General features: G+C 65.8%; 18 protein-coding genes. 17 read left to right on the forward strand and 1 reads right to left on the reverse strand.

Annotated features, from left to right (window positions below):
* Window positions 1-78 precede the first annotated feature (78 nt).
* The 3 genes from topA to KCI33_RS09440 all read left to right on the forward strand — a co-directional run bounded on the left by topA (window position 79) and on the right by KCI33_RS09440 (window position 4,012).
* Complete coding sequence (gene topA, locus KCI33_RS09430; RefSeq protein ID WP_212524532.1) at window positions 79-2,577, forward strand: type I DNA topoisomerase; 2,499 nt, start codon at window positions 79-81, stop codon at window positions 2,575-2,577.
* Between the two features lie 101 nt (window positions 2,578-2,678).
* Window positions 2,679-3,383 carry a CoA transferase subunit A gene (locus tag KCI33_RS09435; protein ID WP_212524533.1) on the forward strand — a complete coding sequence of 235 codons (705 nt, stop codon included), beginning with the start codon at window positions 2,679-2,681 and terminating at the stop codon, window positions 3,381-3,383.
* Entirely contained in the window at window positions 3,383-4,012 is a 630-nt protein-coding gene (locus tag KCI33_RS09440; RefSeq protein ID WP_212524534.1) for a CoA transferase subunit B, read from the forward strand. Before KCI33_RS09435 ends, KCI33_RS09440 begins: the two co-directional genes overlap by 1 nt.
* 99 nt (window positions 4,013-4,111) lie before the next feature.
* Here KCI33_RS09440 and KCI33_RS09445 read toward each other — a convergent pair whose 3' ends face one another.
* Entirely contained in the window at window positions 4,112-4,915 is an 804-nt protein-coding gene (locus KCI33_RS09445; RefSeq protein ID WP_212524535.1) for a lytic transglycosylase domain-containing protein, read from the reverse strand.
* 363 nt (window positions 4,916-5,278) lie between these two features.
* Here KCI33_RS09445 and KCI33_RS09450 point away from each other — a divergent pair, with 363 nt between their 5' ends.
* The 14 genes from KCI33_RS09450 (at window position 5,279) to KCI33_RS09515 (ending at window position 18,186) form a co-directional block, all read left to right on the forward strand.
* On the forward strand, window positions 5,279-5,491 hold the full coding sequence (locus tag KCI33_RS09450) for a pilus assembly protein (protein WP_212524536.1): 213 nt from the start codon (window positions 5,279-5,281) through the stop codon (window positions 5,489-5,491).
* 133 nt (window positions 5,492-5,624) lie between these two features.
* Window positions 5,625-5,897: a hypothetical protein gene (locus KCI33_RS09455; RefSeq protein WP_349252199.1), complete on the forward strand. Its 273-nt coding sequence runs from the start codon at window positions 5,625-5,627 to the stop codon at window positions 5,895-5,897.
* A 150-nt stretch (window positions 5,898-6,047) separates the two neighbouring features.
* The gene (cpaB, locus tag KCI33_RS09460; protein WP_212524537.1) at window positions 6,048-6,890 is read left to right on the forward strand and encodes a Flp pilus assembly protein CpaB; all 843 of its coding nucleotides are present in this window, start codon (window positions 6,048-6,050) and stop codon (window positions 6,888-6,890) included.
* Window positions 6,891-7,101: 211 nt separating this feature from the next.
* Window positions 7,102-8,532, forward strand: a complete 1,431-nt coding sequence (locus KCI33_RS09465) for a type II and III secretion system protein family protein (RefSeq protein WP_212524538.1) — start codon at window positions 7,102-7,104, stop codon at window positions 8,530-8,532.
* 5 nt (window positions 8,533-8,537) lie between these two features.
* The gene (locus tag KCI33_RS09470) at window positions 8,538-9,176 is read left to right on the forward strand and encodes an OmpA family protein (RefSeq protein ID WP_212524539.1); all 639 of its coding nucleotides are present in this window, start codon (window positions 8,538-8,540) and stop codon (window positions 9,174-9,176) included.
* A gap of 179 nt (window positions 9,177-9,355) precedes the next feature.
* Window positions 9,356-10,624: an AAA family ATPase gene (locus KCI33_RS09475; protein WP_212524540.1), complete on the forward strand. Its 1,269-nt coding sequence runs from the start codon at window positions 9,356-9,358 to the stop codon at window positions 10,622-10,624.
* Between the two features lie 21 nt (window positions 10,625-10,645).
* Window positions 10,646-12,070 (forward strand): CpaF family protein, encoded by a 1,425-nt coding sequence (locus KCI33_RS09480; protein WP_212524541.1) that lies wholly within the window; start codon window positions 10,646-10,648, stop codon window positions 12,068-12,070.
* 9 nt (window positions 12,071-12,079) lie between these two features.
* Window positions 12,080-13,048, forward strand: a complete 969-nt coding sequence (locus KCI33_RS09485) for a type II secretion system F family protein (protein WP_212524542.1) — start codon at window positions 12,080-12,082, stop codon at window positions 13,046-13,048.
* 7 nt (window positions 13,049-13,055) lie between these two features.
* Window positions 13,056-14,045: a type II secretion system F family protein gene (locus tag KCI33_RS09490; protein ID WP_212524543.1), complete on the forward strand. Its 990-nt coding sequence runs from the start codon at window positions 13,056-13,058 to the stop codon at window positions 14,043-14,045.
* 25 nt (window positions 14,046-14,070) lie between these two features.
* Window positions 14,071-14,616 carry a tetratricopeptide repeat protein gene (locus KCI33_RS09495; protein WP_249138998.1) on the forward strand — a complete coding sequence of 182 codons (546 nt, stop codon included), beginning with the start codon at window positions 14,071-14,073 and terminating at the stop codon, window positions 14,614-14,616.
* 27 nt (window positions 14,617-14,643) lie between these two features.
* On the forward strand, window positions 14,644-15,501 hold the full coding sequence (locus KCI33_RS09500) for a tetratricopeptide repeat protein (protein ID WP_212524545.1): 858 nt from the start codon (window positions 14,644-14,646) through the stop codon (window positions 15,499-15,501).
* Window positions 15,502-15,505: 4 nt separating this feature from the next.
* Entirely contained in the window at window positions 15,506-15,997 is a 492-nt protein-coding gene (locus KCI33_RS09505) for a prepilin peptidase (protein WP_212524546.1), read from the forward strand.
* A 66-nt stretch (window positions 15,998-16,063) separates the two neighbouring features.
* Window positions 16,064-17,374 (forward strand): ATPase, encoded by a 1,311-nt coding sequence (locus tag KCI33_RS09510; protein ID WP_212524547.1) that lies wholly within the window; start codon window positions 16,064-16,066, stop codon window positions 17,372-17,374.
* Entirely contained in the window at window positions 17,374-18,186 is an 813-nt protein-coding gene (locus KCI33_RS09515) for an NAD(P)-binding domain-containing protein (protein WP_212524548.1), read from the forward strand. Before KCI33_RS09510 ends, KCI33_RS09515 begins: the two co-directional genes overlap by 1 nt.
* Window positions 18,187-18,192 lie beyond the last annotated feature (6 nt).

Below are 18,192 nucleotides of genomic sequence, written 5' to 3' on the forward strand. Positions count from 1 at the left end.
GACGCGCATTGACAAACTCCGCTTCCGGCCCACATCTTGCGCCGCCATAAGGCCCAGGCCCGAGTCGAAAGGAATTTCATGCCCGTCGTTGTCGTCGAGTCCCCAGCCAAAGCCAAGACAATCAACAAATATCTGGGCTCCGACTACACGGTGCTTGCCTCCTACGGCCATGTCCGCGACCTGCCGCCCAAGGACGGCTCGGTCGACACCGAACACGGTTTCGAGATGCTGTGGGAGATCGGCAGCGACAGCCGAAAGCACGTCAAGGCGATCGCCGACGCGCTGAAGGACGACAACGAACTGATCCTGGCCACCGACCCCGACCGCGAGGGCGAGGCGATCAGCTGGCACCTCGAAGAGGCGCTGCGCAAGCGCAAGGCGATCAAGAAGGACACAGACGTCAAGCGCGTGGTGTTCAACGCCATCACCAAATCCGCCGTGACCGAGGCGATGAAACATCCCCGCCAGGTCGACCAGCCGCTGGTGCATGCCTATCTGGCCCGCCGCGCGCTGGACTACCTGGTGGGTTTCAACCTGTCTCCGGTGCTGTGGCGCAAGCTGCCCGGCGCGAAATCGGCGGGCCGCGTGCAGTCGGTCTGCCTGCGCCTTATCGTCGAGCGCGAGATGGAGATCGAGGCATTCCGCCCCCGCGAATACTGGACCGTCAAGGCGATCCTCACCACCCCGCGCGGCCGGAGCTACGAGGCGCGGCTGACCACGCTGGCGGGCAAGAAGCTCGACAAATACGATATCGAGAACGGCACCGCCGCCGAGATGGCGGTGCAGGCGATCAACAGCCGCGAGCTGAGCGTGGCCTCGGTCGAGGCGAAACCGGCCAGCCGCAACCCCGCGCCCCCCTTCATGACCTCGACCCTGCAGCAGGAAGCCAGCCGCAAGTTCGGCATGGGCGCGCGCCAGACCATGAGCGCGGCGCAGCGGCTCTACGAGGCGGGCTACATCACCTATATGCGGACCGACGGCATCGACATGGCGCCCGAGGCGGTGAGCGCCGCGCGCGCGGCGATCAAGGATCGCTACGGCGCCGAATATGTGCCGGCCCAGCCCCGCATCTACAAGAACAAGGCCAAGAACGCGCAGGAAGCGCATGAATGCATCCGCCCCACCGACATGACCCGCACCGCCGAGGCGCTGAAGGTCACGGATGCCGACCAGAAGAAGCTCTATGACCTGATCTGGAAGCGCACGCTGGCCAGCCAGATGGAGGGCGCCCGGCTGGAGCGCACCACGGTGGACATCGCCAGCGCCGACGGCCAGGTCGGCCTGCGCGCCACCGGCCAGGTGGTGCTGTTCGACGGCTTCCTCAAGGTCTACGAAGAGGGCCGCGACGACGTGGTGGTCGACGAGGACGACAAGCGCCTGCCCCAGATCATGCAGGGCGAACCCGCCGCCAAGCAGAGCGTCACGCCCGAGCAGCATTTCACCCAGCCCCCGCCGCGCTACACCGAGGCGACGCTGGTCAAGAGGATGGAGGAGCTGGGCATCGGCCGGCCCTCGACATATGCCTCGATCGTGACCACGATTCAGGACCGCGGCTATGTCCGCAACGAGAAGAACCGCCTGATCCCCGAGGACAAGGGGCGGCTGGTGACGGCCTTCCTGAGCAATTACTTCCGCAAATATGTGGGCTACGAGTTCACCGCGAACCTCGAGGACGAGCTCGACGACGTCTCGGCCGGCGAACGCGACTATATCGACGTGCTCGACCGTTTCTGGAAGGATTTCTCGGCCGCCATCGCCGAGACCGCCGATCTGCGCATCTCGGAGGTGCTGGACAAGATCGACGAGGTGCTGGCGCCGCATCTCTACCCCCCGCGCGAGGACGGCTCCGACCCGCGGGTCTGCCCGAAATGCGGCCAGGGTCGGCTGAACCTGAAGACCGCGCGCTCGGGCGGGGCCTTCATCGGCTGCTCGAACTATCCCGAATGCCGCTACACCCGGCCGCTCTCGGCGCCCGGCGGCGAGGATGGCAACGCGCTGGACGGCAAGGTGCTGGGCCATGACGGCGAGGACGAGATCACCCTGCGCATCGGCCGCTTCGGCCCCTATGTGCAGAAGGGCGAACCGACCGAGGAACAGCCCAAGCCCCCGCGCGCCAGCCTGCCCAAGGGCTGGACGCCCGAGGAGATGGATTTCGACAGGGCCATGATGCTGCTCAGCCTGCCGCGCGAGCTGGGCCCGCATCCCGACGACGGCGAGATGATCGAGGCCGGCATCGGCCGCTACGGCCCCTTCGTCAAGCACGGCAGGAAATACGCCAACCTCGCCGATGTGGACGAGGTCTTCACCATCGGCATGAACCGCGCGGTCGAGGTCCTCGCGCAGAAGAAGAGCCGCGGCGCCTCCACCGCCGCGCCGCTGAAGGAGTTGGGCGAACATCCCGAAAAGGGCGGGCCGGTGAACGTGATGGCCGGCCGCTACGGGCCCTATGTGAAATGGGAAAAGGTCAACGCCACCCTGCCCAAGGACATGGAGCCGGCCGATGTCACCCTGGAGATGGCCCTGCAGCTGATCGCCGAGAAGACCGCGAAGAAGGGCACCGGCCGAAAGAAGAAGTGACGCGATGCTGCGGGGCGGCATTTTGGGTGGCAAATATTTGACACCGCATCCGCCCTGCGTCAGAACGCCCCGTAAGCGAGACCGTTTCGGAGGAGAATTCCATGAAGAAAGTCTACGGCTCGGCGGCGGAGGCCCTCGACGGGCTTCTGTTCGACGGCATGTTCATCGCGGCGGGGGGCTTTGGCCTATGCGGCATCCCCGAGCTTCTGATTGACGCCCTGGTCGAGAGCGGCGTGAAGGATATCACGGTCGCCTCGAACAATTGCGGCGTCGACGGCTTCGGGCTGGGCAAGCTGCTGGACACCCGCCAGATCAAGAAGATGCTGTCCTCCTATGTGGGCGAGAACGCGGAATTCATGCGCCAGTATCTCTCGGGCGAGCTGGAGCTGGAATTCAACCCGCAAGGGACGCTTGCCGAGCGCATGCGCGCCGGCGGCGCGGGCATCCCGGGCTTCTACACCAAGACCGGCGTGGGCACCGTGATCGCCGAGGGCAAGGAGCACAAGGAGTTCAACGGCGAGACCTATATCCTGGAGGAAGGGATCTTCGCCGATGTGTCGATTGTGAAGGCCTGGAAGGCCGACGAGACCGGCAACGCGATCTTCCGCAAGACCGCGCGCAACTTCAACCCGCCGGCGGCGATGTGCGGCAAGGTCTGCGTGATGGAGGTCGAGGAAATCGTGCCCGTGGGCAGCCTCGACCCCGACCACATCCACCTGCCGGGCGTCTATGTGCACCGCCTGATCCAGGGTCAGCATGAAAAGCGGATCGAACAGCGCACCGTGCGCAAGCGGGAGGAAGCATAATGGCCTGGGACCGCAACCAGATGGCGGCACGCGCCGCGAAAGAGCTGCAGGACGGCACCTATGTGAACCTCGGCATCGGCATCCCGACGCTGGTGCCGAACTTCATCCCCGAGGGGGTGAACGTGACGCTGCAGTCGGAAAACGGCATGCTGGGCATGGGCCCCTTCCCCTATGAGGGCGAAGAGGACCCGGACCTGATCAACGCCGGCAAGCAGACCATCACCGAGCTGCCCAACACCGCCTATTTCGACAGCGCGACCTCCTTCGGGATGATCCGCGGCGGCAAGATCGCCATGGCGATCCTGGGCGCGATGGAAGTGGACGAGAAGGGCGATCTGGCGAACTGGATGATCCCCGGCAAGCTGGTCAAGGGCATGGGCGGCGCGATGGACCTTGTGGCCGGCGTCGGCCGCGTGGTGGTGGTGATGGACCACACCAACAAGCACGGCGAGTCCAAGCTGCTGAAGGCCTGCACCCTGCCGCTGACCGGCAAGGGCGTGGTGAACCGCATCATCACCAATCTCGGCGTTCTGGACGTGGTCGAGGGCGGGCTGAAACTCGTCGAGCTGGCCGATGGCGTGACCGAGGCAGAGCTGCGCGCCGCGACCGAGGCCACGATCGTCGACTGACGCGGCGGCGCCTGATCTTAATCCAGAACGGGGGCCCGGCGGGCCCCCGTTTTTCTTGGCCCTCGGGCGCCGGCCGCCCATCGGGGCGGCGCCGGGACGCTAGCCGGCGCTTGCCACGCGCAGCACGCAGCCATCGGTGACCAGCTCGGGCGGGGTCAGGCACAGGCCGCGGGCCACCGTCCAGGCGGCCAGCACCCTCGGCACATAGTCCCGGGTCTCGGCGAAGGGAGGCACGCCGTCGTGGCTGCGCACGGCGTTCTCTCCGGCGTTGTAGCCGGCCAGGACCAGAACAGGGTCGCGCTTGAATTCGGACATCAGCCAGTTCAGATAGGCCACCCCGCCGCGGATGTTCTGCGCCGGATCCGCGGCGTCCGTGACATCGAATCGCTCCGCCGTGGCGGGCATCAGTTGCATCAGCCCCGCCGCGCCCTTGCCGCTGAGCGCGGCCGGATCCCCGCCGCTTTCCACCGCGATCACCGCCAGGACCAGCGCCGGCGAGACCTGGGTGCCAACGGTCGCCTTCAGGATCTCGATGCCGTGCGCCTGGGCGATCTGTTGCAGCGCCTGCAACCGCGGCGCGTCCACCTGCTGCCCCTCCGGCGCGCTGTCCAGCGCCGTCAGGGCCGGCCCCAGCCGCCCCGGCCCACTTTCCGACAGAGCCGGCGAGACCAGCCCCCAGTACCAGTCATAGCGCCCCCCGCCCTGCGCCGCGGGCAGGCGGGCCGGCGCGGCGGGCTGGGCCGCGCCGGGGGTGATCTGGACGGTGATTCTGCGCGTGGCGCCCGGCTGGGGCGGTGTCACCCTCTTGAAGGTGAAGTTCGGATACGGCGGCGGCGTTTCCGGCGCGGCCGGCGTGGCGCCGGCCAGCAATACGGCCAGAAATGCCTTGAATATACTGTTCATTGTGCCGGACCTGCCCTGCCCCGGAGGATTTTCGGACAGGATCGCAAAAAACCGGCCTCGAGACCACAGATTTGCGGGATTCGCGCGGGGATTCGGCCCCTCAATACCGGCAAATTCGGGGCCGACAAAGCATTAATTAAGGTTAAATTTGAGTTAATATCGTTTAATAGCAGTGCATTAGCTAAACGCACCCCCTCCACCCACCCCATAGAAAAATTAACAACAGCACGCCAAATTCTTGCCCGATTCTCCCGGCTATATAGCAGCCATGCCAAGACGGGGATCGGGCAAACAAGAGGCCAGCCCGACGCGATCCGGAGAGGCGATACCGAAACGAGCAAGCATCCTTATGGAGGGATAACCATGAAACTCTTCGACATCATCAAGACCTTCCGCGACGAAGAATCGGGCGCCGTGACGATCGACTGGGTCGTGCTGACCGCAGCCATCGTCGGCCTGGGCATCGCCGTCCTGGCCGCCGTGGGCGGTTCCATCGAGGACCTGGCCGGCGAGATCGAGACCGAGCTGGAAACCGTGACCGTGTCGGTGAACGGCGGCCAGGCGGCAGGCTCGTAAGCCTGACCCTGCAAGTAGCGAGAATCGCCGCGCTTTTCGGAGCGCGGCTTTTCTTTTTTCGGGCCACGCCCAGAGGCGCATTGCTGACACTGGGCCGGCGCGAATTCGCCTCATTCGTCCCCCAGGATACAGGATGCCCGTGCTGATCCTGCGCTCCCAGCGGACCGCCAGCGCGCGCACCGAGCGGGGCAAGAGCAGCAAGGAGGCCGCGATGCGCCTGTATCTGAAAGATTTCCTTAAGCGCGAGGATGGCGCCGTCACGATCGATTGGGTGGTGCTCACCGCCACCATCGTGGGGCTGGGCATCGGCGTTCTGACGGCGATCGGCGGAGCGAGCAACGACCTCGGCACCGAGCTTGACGGCAAGATCGGCAATGTCACCGTCCGCACGAACGGCGGCCAGTAACGCGCCCACGGAGCGGCCGCACAGAATCCTTTCCACGGCCCCCGATCGACCCAGCTTTTGCCGCATTCCCCCGGCAATCTGACCAGGAGGAAGCATACGGCCGCGCCCCGAAAGGCGGTGCCGGCCGCAAGCACGATGGAAGGAAACGCCATGCGTATGGTTTTTGGATTGGTACTGGTTCTGGGCCTCGGGCTGGCAGGCTTCGCGGTCTACATGGCGCAGGGCTATATCTCGAAATACGAAAGCGCCCTGGCCAAGGAGCGCGCGGCCAACAAGCCGCAGATCGAGCTGGCCGAGATCTATGTGGCGAAGCGGCCGCTGCGCTACGGCGAGCAGCTGACCGAAAAGGACGTGCAACTGGTGGCCTGGCCCAAGGCCGCCCTGCCCGAGGGCGCCTTCGTCACCGCCGCGGAGCTGTTCCCCGAGGGCAAGCCCAGCTTCCGCACGGTGCTGCGCGCGATGGAGGCGAAAGAGCCGCTGCTCGCCGTCAAGGTGACCCAGCCGGGCGAGGATGCGGGCATCACCTCGCGCCTGTCCAAGGGCATGCGCGCCTTCGCCATCAGCGTCGATGTCAGCTCGGGCGTGTCGGGTTTCCTGCGTCCCGGCGACAGGGTCGACATCTACTGGACCGGCACCGCGCAGGGCCACGAGAAGGTGACCAAGCTGATCGAGGCCACGGTCCGTCTGATCGCCGTCGACCAGACCGCCGACGAGGACCGCGCAAACCCGGTCATCGCCCGCACCGTGACGGTGGAGGCCACGCCCAAGCAGGTGGCCGCCCTGGCCCAGGCGCAATCGACCGGCCAGCTGTCGCTGTCGCTGGTCGGCGCCGAGGACGAGACCGTCGCGGGCCTCGTCGAGATCGACCAGAACCAGCTTCTGGGCATCGAGGAGGCCGAGGTCGTCGCCAAGCAGGAAGAGAAGAAGGTCTGCACCATCCGCACGCGCCGCGGCTCCGAGGTGGTGGAGATCCCGATCCCCTGCACCAACTGATGCCGCCGATCCGCGCCAGTCAAAGCCGGGCCGCCCATGGGGCGGCCCGTGCCGTTTCCGCCCCCCGTCGGGCCGCGGTGTTGCGGGTTACACACATAAGTTCAGCCTCCCAAGAGCTTGATTCTTGCAAAAAAACGAAGATTGCCGCATGGTGGCCGGTAATTGGGCGAAAGAGACCCGTGCTGAGGCGTGATCGGAGAGGCAGGATCACATGACAATCAAGACACTTCTCAAGGCAGCCCTGATCGGGTGCGCCGTGACGCTGGCAGCCGCGCCCGCGGCCACGGCCGAGACATTGCGCGTGATGTCGGGCGCCACCTCGAGCAAGCTGAATGTCCCGATGAACCGGGCGGTTGTGATCGAAAGCGACGTGGTGTTCGCCGAACTGTCCATCGCCAACGCCTCGATTGCCGATATCTCCACCCTGTCGGACCGCACCATCTATGTGCTGGGCAAGACGCCCGGCCGCACCACCCTCACCCTGCTCGGCCCCGATGGCCGGCTGATCACCAATGTCGAAGTCCGCGTCACCCCCGATGTCAGCGAACTGAAGGAGCGCCTGCGCGAGGTGCTGCCGAACGAGCCGATCGAGGTGCGGTCGGCCAATGACGGGCTGGTGCTGTCGGGCATCGTCTCCTCCCCCGCGGCGCTGGACCGCGCGCTCGATCTCGCGCAGCGCTACGCGCCGCAGCGGGTGTCGAACCTGATGTCGGTGGGCGGCAGCCAGCAGGTCATGCTGAAGGTGCGCTTCGCCGAGATGAACCGCTCGGTCAGCAAGTCGCTCAGCTCCAGCCTGGCGATCGGCGGCAGCGCCGATGGCGGCAACATCGGCTATCGCGGCGGCTCGGGCACGCTGGGCACCGACGCCAATCTCGGCGCCGTGTTCGACGGCGATCCCGCCACCGCCCCGACCAGCAGCGCCTCGCGCCAGGGCGTGTTCTCCTTCGGGCTGGGCGCCGGCAGCATGGAATTCGAAATCCTGCTGGAGGCGCTGGAGACCAAGGGCTTCGTCCGCACCCTGGCCGAGCCGAACCTGACCGCCCTGTCCGGGCAGGCCGCCGAGTTTCTGGCCGGCGGCGAATACCCGGTGCCGATCTCGGACGGCGACGGCGGCATCAAGGTCGATTACAAGCCCTTCGGCGTGCAACTGAATTTCACCCCCCGCGTGGTCGGCGACAACATCAACCTGCGCCTCACCGCCACCGTCAGCGGCGTGGACACCACGGTGTCCTATTCCGACGGCACCTTCAACGTGAACGGCTTCTCCACGCGCTCCACCTCGACCACGGTCGAGATGCGCGACGGCGAGAGCTTCGCCATCGCGGGGCTGCTGCAGGACGATTTCTCGTCGCTCAAGGGCCAGGTGCCCTGGCTGGGCGACATCCCGGTCCTGGGCGCGCTGTTCCGCAGCGCCTCCTACAACCGCGACCAGACCGAGCTGGTGATCATCATCACCGCCCACCTGGTCACGCCCACCCGCGGCGAGGCGCTGTCGATGCCCACCGACCGCGTGCGCCTGCCCACCGAGAAAGAGCTGTTCCTGTTCGGCGATGTCGCCAGGGCGAACGCCCCGAAAACCGGTGCCGCGGGCGAGGTCGCCCGGCAGGATTTCAGCGGCTCCTACGGCTATGTGATGGAGTGATCCCGATGCGCGCCCCCCTTGTCCTCGTCACCGCCGCCGCCATCGCCGGACTGTCCGCCTGCACCGATCAGGGCGCGGGCAGCGACATCGACACCGGCGATTTCGGAAACGCCACGATGAACAACACGCTGGCGATGACCAGCGCCCGCGACCTGGCCATCGACCTGTCGCACCGCTTCGCCGCGGAGGTGCCCAGCACCATCAACTTCGCCTTCAACAGCGCCGAGCTGGACGGCGCGGCCCGCGCCACGCTGCGCGAGCAGGCGCGCTGGATCTCCCAATACCCGGACCTGAAATTCCGCGTCTACGGCCATACCGACAAGGTCGGCTCTGATCGCTACAACAAGCGGCTCGGCCTGCGCCGGGCGAACGTGGCCGTCGATTACCTCGTGACCCAGGGCATTCCGCGCCGCCAGCTCGAGGCCGTCGTTTCCTTCGGCGAAACCCAGCCCCTGATCGTCACAGAGGGCCGCGAGCGGCAAAACCGCCGCACCGTGACCGAGGTTTCGGGCTTCCTGCGCCGCCCTGCATCGCTCCTGGACGGCAAATACGCGCTGTTCACCTACAGCGAATATGTCACCAGCGCGACCGAACCGCATGAGTTGGTTCTGGTCGACAAACAAGGTGGCGCTGAAGAGCGATAATCACCAAACAATTTCGGCTTTTAGGCCGTAATGTTGCCCAGATTGAAAAGCATGGTCCGGACGAAGGGGCCAGTGGGCGCGAAGAACGAGTCGCGCCGGGCACCCGCGAGGCCAGCCGCCGCACGGCTGTCTCGTGTGTGTGCCAACGCGGGTTGCCTGGTGAATGAAGGATGTTTGAGATGGCGAGTAACGCAGCGTTGCAATCTGAACCGGCGCCGATCGTCGCATGCACGGTGTCCCGCGATGTGCAGAACTTCGATCTGCTCATCGAGGACATGGAAGCCGAACTGGGCGAAAGCTGGGGCGATCTTTCCTTCGAAGATGCCCTGACCTTTCTGCAGCAGCCCGACGCGGAGATGCTGGAATTCATCGCCATCGCCGTCGATGAGGAGGACGAGGCCGATCTGCCCGCCATCGGCGATCTGATCCGCATCGCCAAGGAAAAGCAGATCCGGGTGATCCTGATCGCCGAGGAACTGGGCCCGATGGCGCTGCACCAGCTGCTGCGCCTGGGCGCCGACGATTTCGTCCCCTACCCCCTGCCCGAGGGCTCCCTGCACGAGGCGATCGACCGGCTGCGCCACCCGACCCCGGTGCTGCAGGCCATCGCGCCACCGGCTGCGCCGGCCACCGCCAACCACGCCCTGAAGGACGGAATCACCCATGACGGCGTGATCCTTCCGGTGCACGGATTCGCGGGCGGCGTCGGGGCCTCGACCGTGGCCACGAACCTGGCCTGGGAGCTGGCGACACTCAGCAAGAAGGACGCACCGCGGGTCTGCCTGATCGACCTCGACCTGCAATTCGGCGCCAGTTCGACCTATCTCGACCTGCCGCGCCGCGAAGTCATTTACGAGTTGCTGGCCGACACCAGCGCGATGGATGACGACGCGTTCATGCAGGCGCTGCAAAGTTTCCAGGACAAGCTCTATGTCTTCACCGCGCCGCCCGACATCCTGCCGCTGGACTTCGTCAGTTCCGAGGACATCAACGCGCTGCTGAACCTCGCGCGCAGCCATTTCGATTTCATCGTGATCGACATGCCCACGACCCTGGTGCAATGGACCGAGGCGGTTCTGAACCAGGCCCATGTCTATTTCGCGATGGTCGAGTTGGACATGCGCTCGGCGCAGAACACCCTGCGGGTGATCCGGGCCCTCAAGTCCGAGGAACTGCCCCACGAGAAGCTGCGCTTCGCGCTGAACCGCGCGCCGAAATTCACCGATCTGTCAGGCAAGAGCCGGGCCAAGCGCATGGCCGAAAGCCTGGACATCGACATCGAGCTGATGCTGCCCGACGGCGGCCGCCAGGTGGTGCAGGCCGGAGATCACGGCCTGCCCCTGGCAGACACCGCCAAGAAGAACCCGCTGCGCAAGGAGATCCGCAAACTGGCGGAGTCGCTGCACGCGCACGCTCAGGGCGAATTGGCCGCCGTCAAGCGCAGGTAGAGGCAGGAAGAGGGATCCCAGATGTTCTCGCGATACAAGAAAGGCGCCGCCGCCACGCCGCAGCCGGCCCCCCCGGCCGCGCCACAGGAGCCCGTCGCGGCTCCCGCGCCCGAAATGATCCGCAAGCCCATGCCGCAGGCCGCGGCCAAGCCCGCCTCGGGCGACAAGGACCGCAAGCGCAAGGAGCGGCTGGGGCAGATCAAGGTCGAGCTGCACAAGCGCCTGCTGGAGGATCTGAACCTCGCGGCGCTGGAATTCGCCTCGGAAAAGGACCTGCGGGCCGAGATCCAGGCCATTGCCTCCGAAGCGCTGGAGGAGATGAACGTCATCCTGAACAAGGAGGACCGCACCACCCTGAACAAGGAACTGTTCGACGAGGTGATGGGCCTCGGCCCGCTGGAGCCGCTGCTCAAGGATGAATCGGTCAGCGACATCCTGGTCAACGGCCCGCAGCAGATCTTCGTCGAGCGCGGCGGCAAGCTGGAGCTGACCGACGTCACCTTCCAGAACGAAAGGCACCTGCTGCGGATCATCGACAAGATCGTCTCCGCCGTCGGCCGCCGCGTCGACGAATCGAACCCCTATGTGGACGCACGCCTCGCCGACGGCTCGCGTTTCAACGCCATGGTGCCACCGATCGCGGTGGACGGAAGCCTGGTGTCGATCCGGAAATTCAAGAAGGACAAGCTGGGCATCGACGACCTGGTGAAATTCGGCGCCTTCACCGAGGAAATGGCCGTCTACCTTCAGGCCGCGGTGGCCTGCAGGCTGAACGTGATCGTCTCGGGCGGCACCGGCTCGGGCAAGACCACCACGCTGAACGCGCTGTCCTCCTTCATCGACAATTCCGAGCGCATCCTGACGATCGAGGACACCGCCGAACTGCAACTCCAGCAGACCCATGTCGGCCGCATGGAAAGCCGCCCCGCCAACGTCGAGGGCAAGGGCGCCGTCACCCAGCGCGACTGCCTTCGCAACGCGCTCAGGATGCGTCCCGACCGCATCATCGTGGGCGAGACCCGCGGCGAGGAGGTCATCGACATGCTGCAGGCCATGAACACCGGCCATGACGGCTCGATGACCACGATCCACGCCAACTCCGCCCGCGATGCGGTCAGCCGCCTGGAGAACATGATCGCCATGGCTGGGATCGAGATGCCGCTGAAGGCGGTGCGCAGCCAGATCGCCTCGGCCGTCAACCTGATCGTGCAGGCCAGCCGCCTGCAGGACGGCTCGCGCCGGATGATCTCGATCACCGAGATCACCGGCATGGAGGGCGACGTGATCTCGATGCAGGAGGTGTTCCGCTACGAGCGTCTCGGGCTGGAACCCAACGGCAAGATCATCGGGCGCTTCAACGCCACCGGCGTCCGGTCGCATTATTCCGACCGCTTCAAGCAATGGGGCTACAACCTGCCCGCGGCGATTTTCGAACCCATCAATTGAGGCCCGCCCATGCAACTGAGTGCTGAACCGATCATCTACGGCCTGATCTTCATCTCGGTCCTGGTGCTTGTCGAAGGCATCTACCTCACCGTTTTCGGCAAGTCGATCAGCCTGAACAACCGGGTGAACCGCCGGCTGGAACTGCTGGAGAAGGGCACCGCCCGCGAAGAGGTGATGGAACAGCTCCGCAAGGAGATGCACCAGCACCTCAACGTCAAGGGCATCCCGCTCTATTCGCTGCTGGCCAGCAAGGCGCAGAAGGCCAATATCGCCTTCTCGCCACGGGCGCTGGTCCTGATCATGGTCATGCTTTCGGCGCTGGCCTTCCTCGGGCTGACGGTGGGCACCGCCGCCTCGCTGCCGGTGCGCGCGCTGGTCGCCGTGGTGATGGGCTTCGGCGGGGTCTATGTCTGGATCAACGGCAAGGCCAAGAAACGGATGAAACTGGTCGAGGAGCAGCTGCCCGACGCGGTCGAGCTGATGGTCCGCAGCCTGCGGGTGGGCCACCCCTTCTCTTCGGCGGTGAGCATGGTCGCCAAGGAGGTCGCGGACCCGCTGGGCAGCGAATTCGGCATGATCGCGGATGAAGCCGCCTATGGCCGGGAAATTTCGGAAAGCCTGAAAGACCTCGCCGAACGCATGGATATGCAGGACCTGCGCTTCCTCGCGGTGGCGGTGACCATCCAGCAGCAGTCGGGCGGCAACCTGGCCGAGATCCTCGAAGGTCTGGCGCGGGTGATCCGCGCCCGGTTCAAGCTGTTCCGCAGGGTCAAGGCCATCACCGCAGAGGCCAAGTGGTCGGGCACCTTCCTGTCCGGCTTCCCCATCGTCGTGATCGTGATGATCAACGTCATCAAGCCCGACTATTACGACAGCGTGAAGGAAACCATTTTCTTCGTCCCCGCGGCCCTTTTCGTCGCCGCCTTCCTGATCATCAACGTCTTCTTCATGAAGATGATGGTCAATATCAAGGTCTGAGGCAGAGATGAATATCCTGAACCAAATCAACGGCTTTCTGGTTGATCTTCTAGGTCCCATGGGGCCGCTCTACGCGGTGGGCGCGCTCGGCGTGCTGCTGATCCTTGTGACGTTGCCGGTCTTGCTGAAGAAGAGCGACGACCCGATGGAAAAGCTCAAGCGCAGCACGCAGGAATCCCGCCACGCCGCGATTTCGGCGCAACCCCAGGCGCTGCGCCATACCACGAAGAACGACAAGCTGGACCGTTTCGCGGATTTCCTCGAACCGCAGGACGAGGAGGAATATTCCGCCGCGCGGCTGAAACTGATGCAGGCCGGCTACCGCTCCAAGGCGGCGGTGCGGACCTTCCACTTCGCCCAGTTCGCGTTGGGTCTGGGCGGCCTCGGGCTGGGCGTGCTCTACGCTGTCCTGGTCTCGGTCACCCAGGAGGTCACCACCCAGCAGATGATCCTCTCGGTGATCATCCCCGGCGCCGCCGGCTATTTCCTGCCCAAATACTGGATTCAGCGCCGCCTGCAGACCCGGCAGGAGGAGATCACCAACGGCTTCCCCGACAGCCTGGACATGCTTCTGGTCTGCGTGGAGGCCGGCCAGTCGCTGGACCAGTCGATCATTCGAGTCGCGCATGAGATGCGCGCCAGCTACCCCTCGCTGGCCGACGAGTATGAGATCGTCGCGCACGAGATGAAGGCTGGCAAGGACAAGACCCAGGTGCTCAAGGACATGGCCGAACGCTGCGCCGTGACCGACGTTTCCTCCTTCGTCACCGTGCTGATCCAGTCGGCCAGCTTCGGCACCTCGATCGCCGACGCGCTGCGGGTCTATGCCGCCGAGATGCGCGACAAGCGCGTCATGCGCGCCGAGGAGGCGGCAAACAAGTTGCCGACCAAGCTCACTCTTGGCACCATGATGTTCACGGTGCCGCCGCTGGTCGTGATCATGATCGGCCCGTCGGTCTACGACATCTACGTCACGCTGAGTTCGTCACACTTCTGAGGTCATGCTGAAAAACCGGGTGGGAATGGCCGCGCTCGCAGCGCTTCTGGCCGCCTGTCAACAGACGGGCGGCCTTGTGCCGTTGAACGAGGGGCCCAAGCCTCCGCCCGGCACGCCGCAGGTGACCGAGGCGGTGGACGGGCTGGTGGTCGGACACCGGCTGATGGCCGCGGGCGAATACGAGCTGGCGCTCAAGGCCTATTACCGCGCCGCCGGGGAATACGGCCTGAATGCCGATGTGCTCTCGGCGATCGGCTCGGCCAACCTGAGGCTCGGCCGGCTGGGCCAGGCCGAGACCATCCTGCGCCGCGCCACCGAAAAGGACGACCGTTTCGCGCCGGCCTGGAACAATCTCGGCGTGGTTCTGATGGAGACCGGCCAGGCGCCCGAGGCGCGCCGGGTGTTCCAGATCGCCTTCGCGCTGGACAGCGGCAAATCTGACGCAATCCGCGAAAACCTGCGCCTGGCTATCGCAAAATCGGAAAATCCCGCGTATGATGCGGGCAATAATGAAAAATTCGGCCTGGTGAGACGGGGCAGCGGCCGCTACCTTCTGCTCTCCACGCCCTGAGGACAGAGCAGCAAGAAGGACGCGGAAATGCGCCTCGTTTCCCTTGTCACCCTTTGCCTGGGCAGCGCGCTTGCCCTGTCGGCCTGCCAGAAGGCCGGCGAGGCCGAGGTCGACCGCGCCGTGCAGGACGTGATCGCCGGCGACGAAAGCAGCCTGAACGACATCATGCTGACCGTGGCCGACCCGGACGAGGCGGTGGTCTATTTCAAGCGCGTCTCGGCCGAGAAGCCCGACCGCATCGACTTCCAGCGCGGGCTGGCGAAATCGCTGATCCGCGCCCACCGCCAGACCGAGGCCGTGGCCGCCTGGCGCAGGGTCAGCGAACACCCCGAGGCAACCAGCGAGGACCGCGTCGATTTCGCCGACGCGCTGATCCGCACCGGCGAATGGAACGAGGCGGAGGCGGTTCTCGACGCCATCCCGCCCACCCACGAGACCTACAAGCGCTACCGTCTGGAGGCGATGGTCGCCGACAGCAACCGCGAATGGGGCAAGGCCGACAGTTTCTACGAGACCGCCGTCGGGCTGACCACGAAACCCTCGGGCGTGCTGAACAACTGGGGCTATTCGAAACTGACCCGCGGCGATTTCCGCGAGGCCGAGCGTCTGTTCCTTGAGGCCATCGGCTACGACCAGAGCCTGTTCACCGCCAAGAACAACCTGGTGCTGGCCCGCGGCGCGCAGCGCAACTACCAGATGCCGGTGATGCCGATGACCCAGATCGAGCGCGCGCAGCTGCTGCACACGCTGGCGCTCTCGGCGATCAAGCAGGGCGACGTCGCCATCGGCAAGGGCCTGCTGGAAGAGGCGATCGAGACCCACCCGCAGCATTTCGAGGCCGCCGTGCGCAGCCTGCGCGCGCTGGACAGCAAGGTGGTGAACTGAGCCGATGACGCCCGCCGCCGCCCTGTGGTTCCTGCCCTTCGTCGCCCCCATCGCCCTGTTCGTGGCCTGGTCCGACATGAAGGCGATGAAGATCCCCAACAAGGCGGTGCTGGCGCTGGTGGCGGTCTTTGCCGTGGTCGGCCTGCTGGCGCTGCCGCTGGAGGCCTATCTGTGGCGCTGGCTGCATCTCGCCGTGGTGCTCGGTATCGGGTTCGTGCTGGCCACCGGCGGGCTGATCGGGGCGGGCGACGCGAAATTCGCCGCCGCCATGGCCCCCTTCGTGGCGCTCTCGGACGCGGTGATGTTCTGCTACATGTTTTCCGCGGTCCTGCTGGCGGCGTTTCTGACCCACCGCACCGCGCGGCGAATCCCGGCGGTGGTCAACGCCCTGCCCGACTGGGAATCGTGGCACCGCAAGAAGGATTTCCCGATGGGCCTGGCGCTGGGCGGGGTGCTGGTGATCTATCTGGCGGCGCAGGCGCTGCGCGTGGCCTGATCCGCCAAATTCTTGCCACACCGGCCCCGTATAGCGTTGGGCAACAGCCACGTCCCGAGACCCCCGATGACCCTTCAAAGCCCCTCCGTCATGGCCCCGCCGGCCCCGCGCACGCTGGAACAGATGCGCCTGCCGATGGTCATGATGCGCGACATCCTGCTGAAGACCCTGTTCCGCCAGAACATCGAGTTCGTCAGCGACCTCGCCCGCGCGATCTGCCTGCCCGTCCCCGTCACGCAGGAGCTGATCGACCTCGCCCGCGGCCAGAAACTGGTCGAGGCCACCGGCACGCTGCATGCCAATTCGGGCGGCGAGATGGGCTATCAGCTGACCGATTCCGGCAAGGCCCGCGCGCTGGATGCGCTCAGCCAGTCGGAATATTACGGCCCGATGCCGGTGCCGCTGGAGGTCTATCAGGAGCAGGTCCAGCGGCAGTCGATCAAGAACATCCAGATCACGCGCGAGCAGCTGACCGGGGCGATGGGCCACCTGATCCTGCCCAATTCCCTGCTTGACCATCTGGGGCCGGCGGTGTCCTCGGGCCGGTCGATCCTGATGTATGGCCCTCCGGGCAACGGCAAATCCTCGATCTCCAACGGCATCCGCGATGCTCTGGGCGACCGGATCTATGTCCCCCGCGCGGTGGAATATTCCGGCCAGGTGATCACCGTCTATGACCCGATCGTGCATTCCGCGGCCGAGGCAATGCAGGACGACCCGACCTCGCTGCGCCGCAGTTCCGGCCGGTTCGACACGCGCTATGTGCTGTGCGACCGGCCCACGGTGGTCACCGGCGGCGAGCTGTCGCTGTCCATGCTCGATCTGGTCTACAACCCGACCGCGCGCACCTACCAGGCGCCGCTGCAGCTGAAATCCACCGGCGGCGTGTTCATCGTCGACGACCTCGGCCGGCAGGCGGAGCCGCCGCAGGCGCTGATCAACCGCTGGATCGTGCCGCTGGAGGAAGGGCGCGATATCCTCGCCCTGCAATCGGGCGAGAAATTCGAGGTGCCCTTCGACACGCTGGTAGTCTTCTCCACCAACTTCCACCCGAACGAGATCTTCGACAAGGCGGCGCTGCGCCGGATCTTCTTCAAGATCAAGATCGACGGCCCCAGCCAGGAGGATTTCCTCAAGATTTTCGCGATGGTGGCCCGCAAGAAGAAGATGCCGCTGGACGAGCGCACGCTGGTCTACCTGATGAAGGAAAAATACCCCACCATCGACAATGTCTACGCCAACTATCAGCCGGTCTTCCTGATCGAACAGATGATCGCGATCTGCGAATTCGAGGGCATCCCCTATCAGATGAGCCCCGAACTGATCGAGCGGGCCTGGGCGAACATGTTCGTCCGCGACGAGGCGATCGTGCATTGATGCTGCGCGGTGTGGGGATCGCCGGATGCGGCCGGATGGGCGCGCCGATGCTGGCCGCGCTGCGCGCCGCAGGCTTCGCCGCGCGCGGCTTCGACATCCGCCCGCCGGCCGGTTACGGCCCCCTGGCCCCGGCGATGACCGATGACCCCGACAGCTTTGCTGGCGGTCTGCGGCACCTGATCACCGTGGTGCGCGACATCCTGCAGACCGAGGACGTGCTGTTCGGCGCGCAGGGGTTCGTCACCCGCGCGCCGGGGCTGGAGACGGTGATCGTCAGTTCCACCCTGTCGCCGCGCTATCTGCGCGAGTTGCGTCCGCGCCTGCCCGGCCATATCGCCCTGATCGACGCCCCGATGTCGGGCGCCGCCATCGCCGCGCAGCAGGCGCGGCTGTCCTTCATGCTGGGCGGCGATGCGGCCGATCTCGACCGGATGCAGCCGCTGTTCGACGCGATGGGGCGGCATTTCCACCGCATGGGCGCGCTCGGCGCGGGGATGAGCGCCAAGGTCCTGAACAACCTGCTGGCCGCCGCCAATACCGCCATGACCCGGCTGGTGCTGGACTGGGCCGATGCCGCCGGGCTCGACGAGGCGGCGCTGCTGGCGCTGATCCACACCTCCTCCGGGCAGAACTGGTTCGCCTCGGGCTTCAACGAGATCGAATTCGCCCGCGACGGGCTGGCCGAGGACAATTCCATCGGCATCCTGGTCAAGGACGTGGAAAGCGCGCTGGACGCCGCCCCCGAGGGCGCCGACACCGCCCTGCCCCGCGCCGTGCAGGACGCCATCCGCGCCCTGACGCCGCGCCCCTAGTCGCGC

The sequence above is a fragment of the Actibacterium sp. MT2.3-13A genome (assembly GCF_018139985.1).
Lineage (GTDB): Bacteria > Pseudomonadota > Alphaproteobacteria > Rhodobacterales > Rhodobacteraceae > JAGSOU01.

Excerpts from the sequence above, each read along its gene's own strand:
- KCI33_RS09495 (WP_249138998.1), top strand. The coding sequence starts at position 14,071 with ATGGCCGCGCTCGCAGCGCTTCTGGCCGCCTGTCAACAGACGGGCGGC.
- KCI33_RS09475 (WP_212524540.1), top strand. The coding sequence starts at position 9,356 with ATGGCGAGTAACGCAGCGTTGCAATCTGAACCGGCGCCGATCGTCGCA.
- KCI33_RS09440 (WP_212524534.1), top strand. The coding sequence starts at position 3,383 with ATGGCCTGGGACCGCAACCAGATGGCGGCACGCGCCGCGAAAGAGCTG.
- cpaB (WP_212524537.1), top strand. The coding sequence starts at position 6,048 with ATGCGTATGGTTTTTGGATTGGTACTGGTTCTGGGCCTCGGGCTGGCA.
- KCI33_RS09515 (WP_212524548.1), top strand. The coding sequence starts at position 17,374 with ATGCTGCGCGGTGTGGGGATCGCCGGATGCGGCCGGATGGGCGCGCCG.
- KCI33_RS09505 (WP_212524546.1), top strand. The coding sequence starts at position 15,506 with ATGACGCCCGCCGCCGCCCTGTGGTTCCTGCCCTTCGTCGCCCCCATC.
- KCI33_RS09500 (WP_212524545.1), top strand. The coding sequence starts at position 14,644 with ATGCGCCTCGTTTCCCTTGTCACCCTTTGCCTGGGCAGCGCGCTTGCC.
- KCI33_RS09435 (WP_212524533.1), top strand. The coding sequence starts at position 2,679 with ATGAAGAAAGTCTACGGCTCGGCGGCGGAGGCCCTCGACGGGCTTCTG.
- KCI33_RS09455 (WP_349252199.1), top strand. The coding sequence starts at position 5,625 with ATGCCCGTGCTGATCCTGCGCTCCCAGCGGACCGCCAGCGCGCGCACC.
- KCI33_RS09450 (WP_212524536.1), top strand. The coding sequence starts at position 5,279 with ATGAAACTCTTCGACATCATCAAGACCTTCCGCGACGAAGAATCGGGC.
- KCI33_RS09510 (WP_212524547.1), top strand. The coding sequence starts at position 16,064 with ATGACCCTTCAAAGCCCCTCCGTCATGGCCCCGCCGGCCCCGCGCACG.
- KCI33_RS09470 (WP_212524539.1), top strand. The coding sequence starts at position 8,538 with ATGCGCGCCCCCCTTGTCCTCGTCACCGCCGCCGCCATCGCCGGACTG.
- topA (WP_212524532.1), top strand. The coding sequence starts at position 79 with ATGCCCGTCGTTGTCGTCGAGTCCCCAGCCAAAGCCAAGACAATCAAC.
- KCI33_RS09490 (WP_212524543.1), top strand. The coding sequence starts at position 13,056 with ATGAATATCCTGAACCAAATCAACGGCTTTCTGGTTGATCTTCTAGGT.
- KCI33_RS09485 (WP_212524542.1), top strand. The coding sequence starts at position 12,080 with ATGCAACTGAGTGCTGAACCGATCATCTACGGCCTGATCTTCATCTCG.
- KCI33_RS09445 (WP_212524535.1), bottom strand. The coding sequence starts at position 4,915 with ATGAACAGTATATTCAAGGCATTTCTGGCCGTATTGCTGGCCGGCGCC.
- KCI33_RS09465 (WP_212524538.1), top strand. The coding sequence starts at position 7,102 with ATGACAATCAAGACACTTCTCAAGGCAGCCCTGATCGGGTGCGCCGTG.
- KCI33_RS09480 (WP_212524541.1), top strand. The coding sequence starts at position 10,646 with ATGTTCTCGCGATACAAGAAAGGCGCCGCCGCCACGCCGCAGCCGGCC.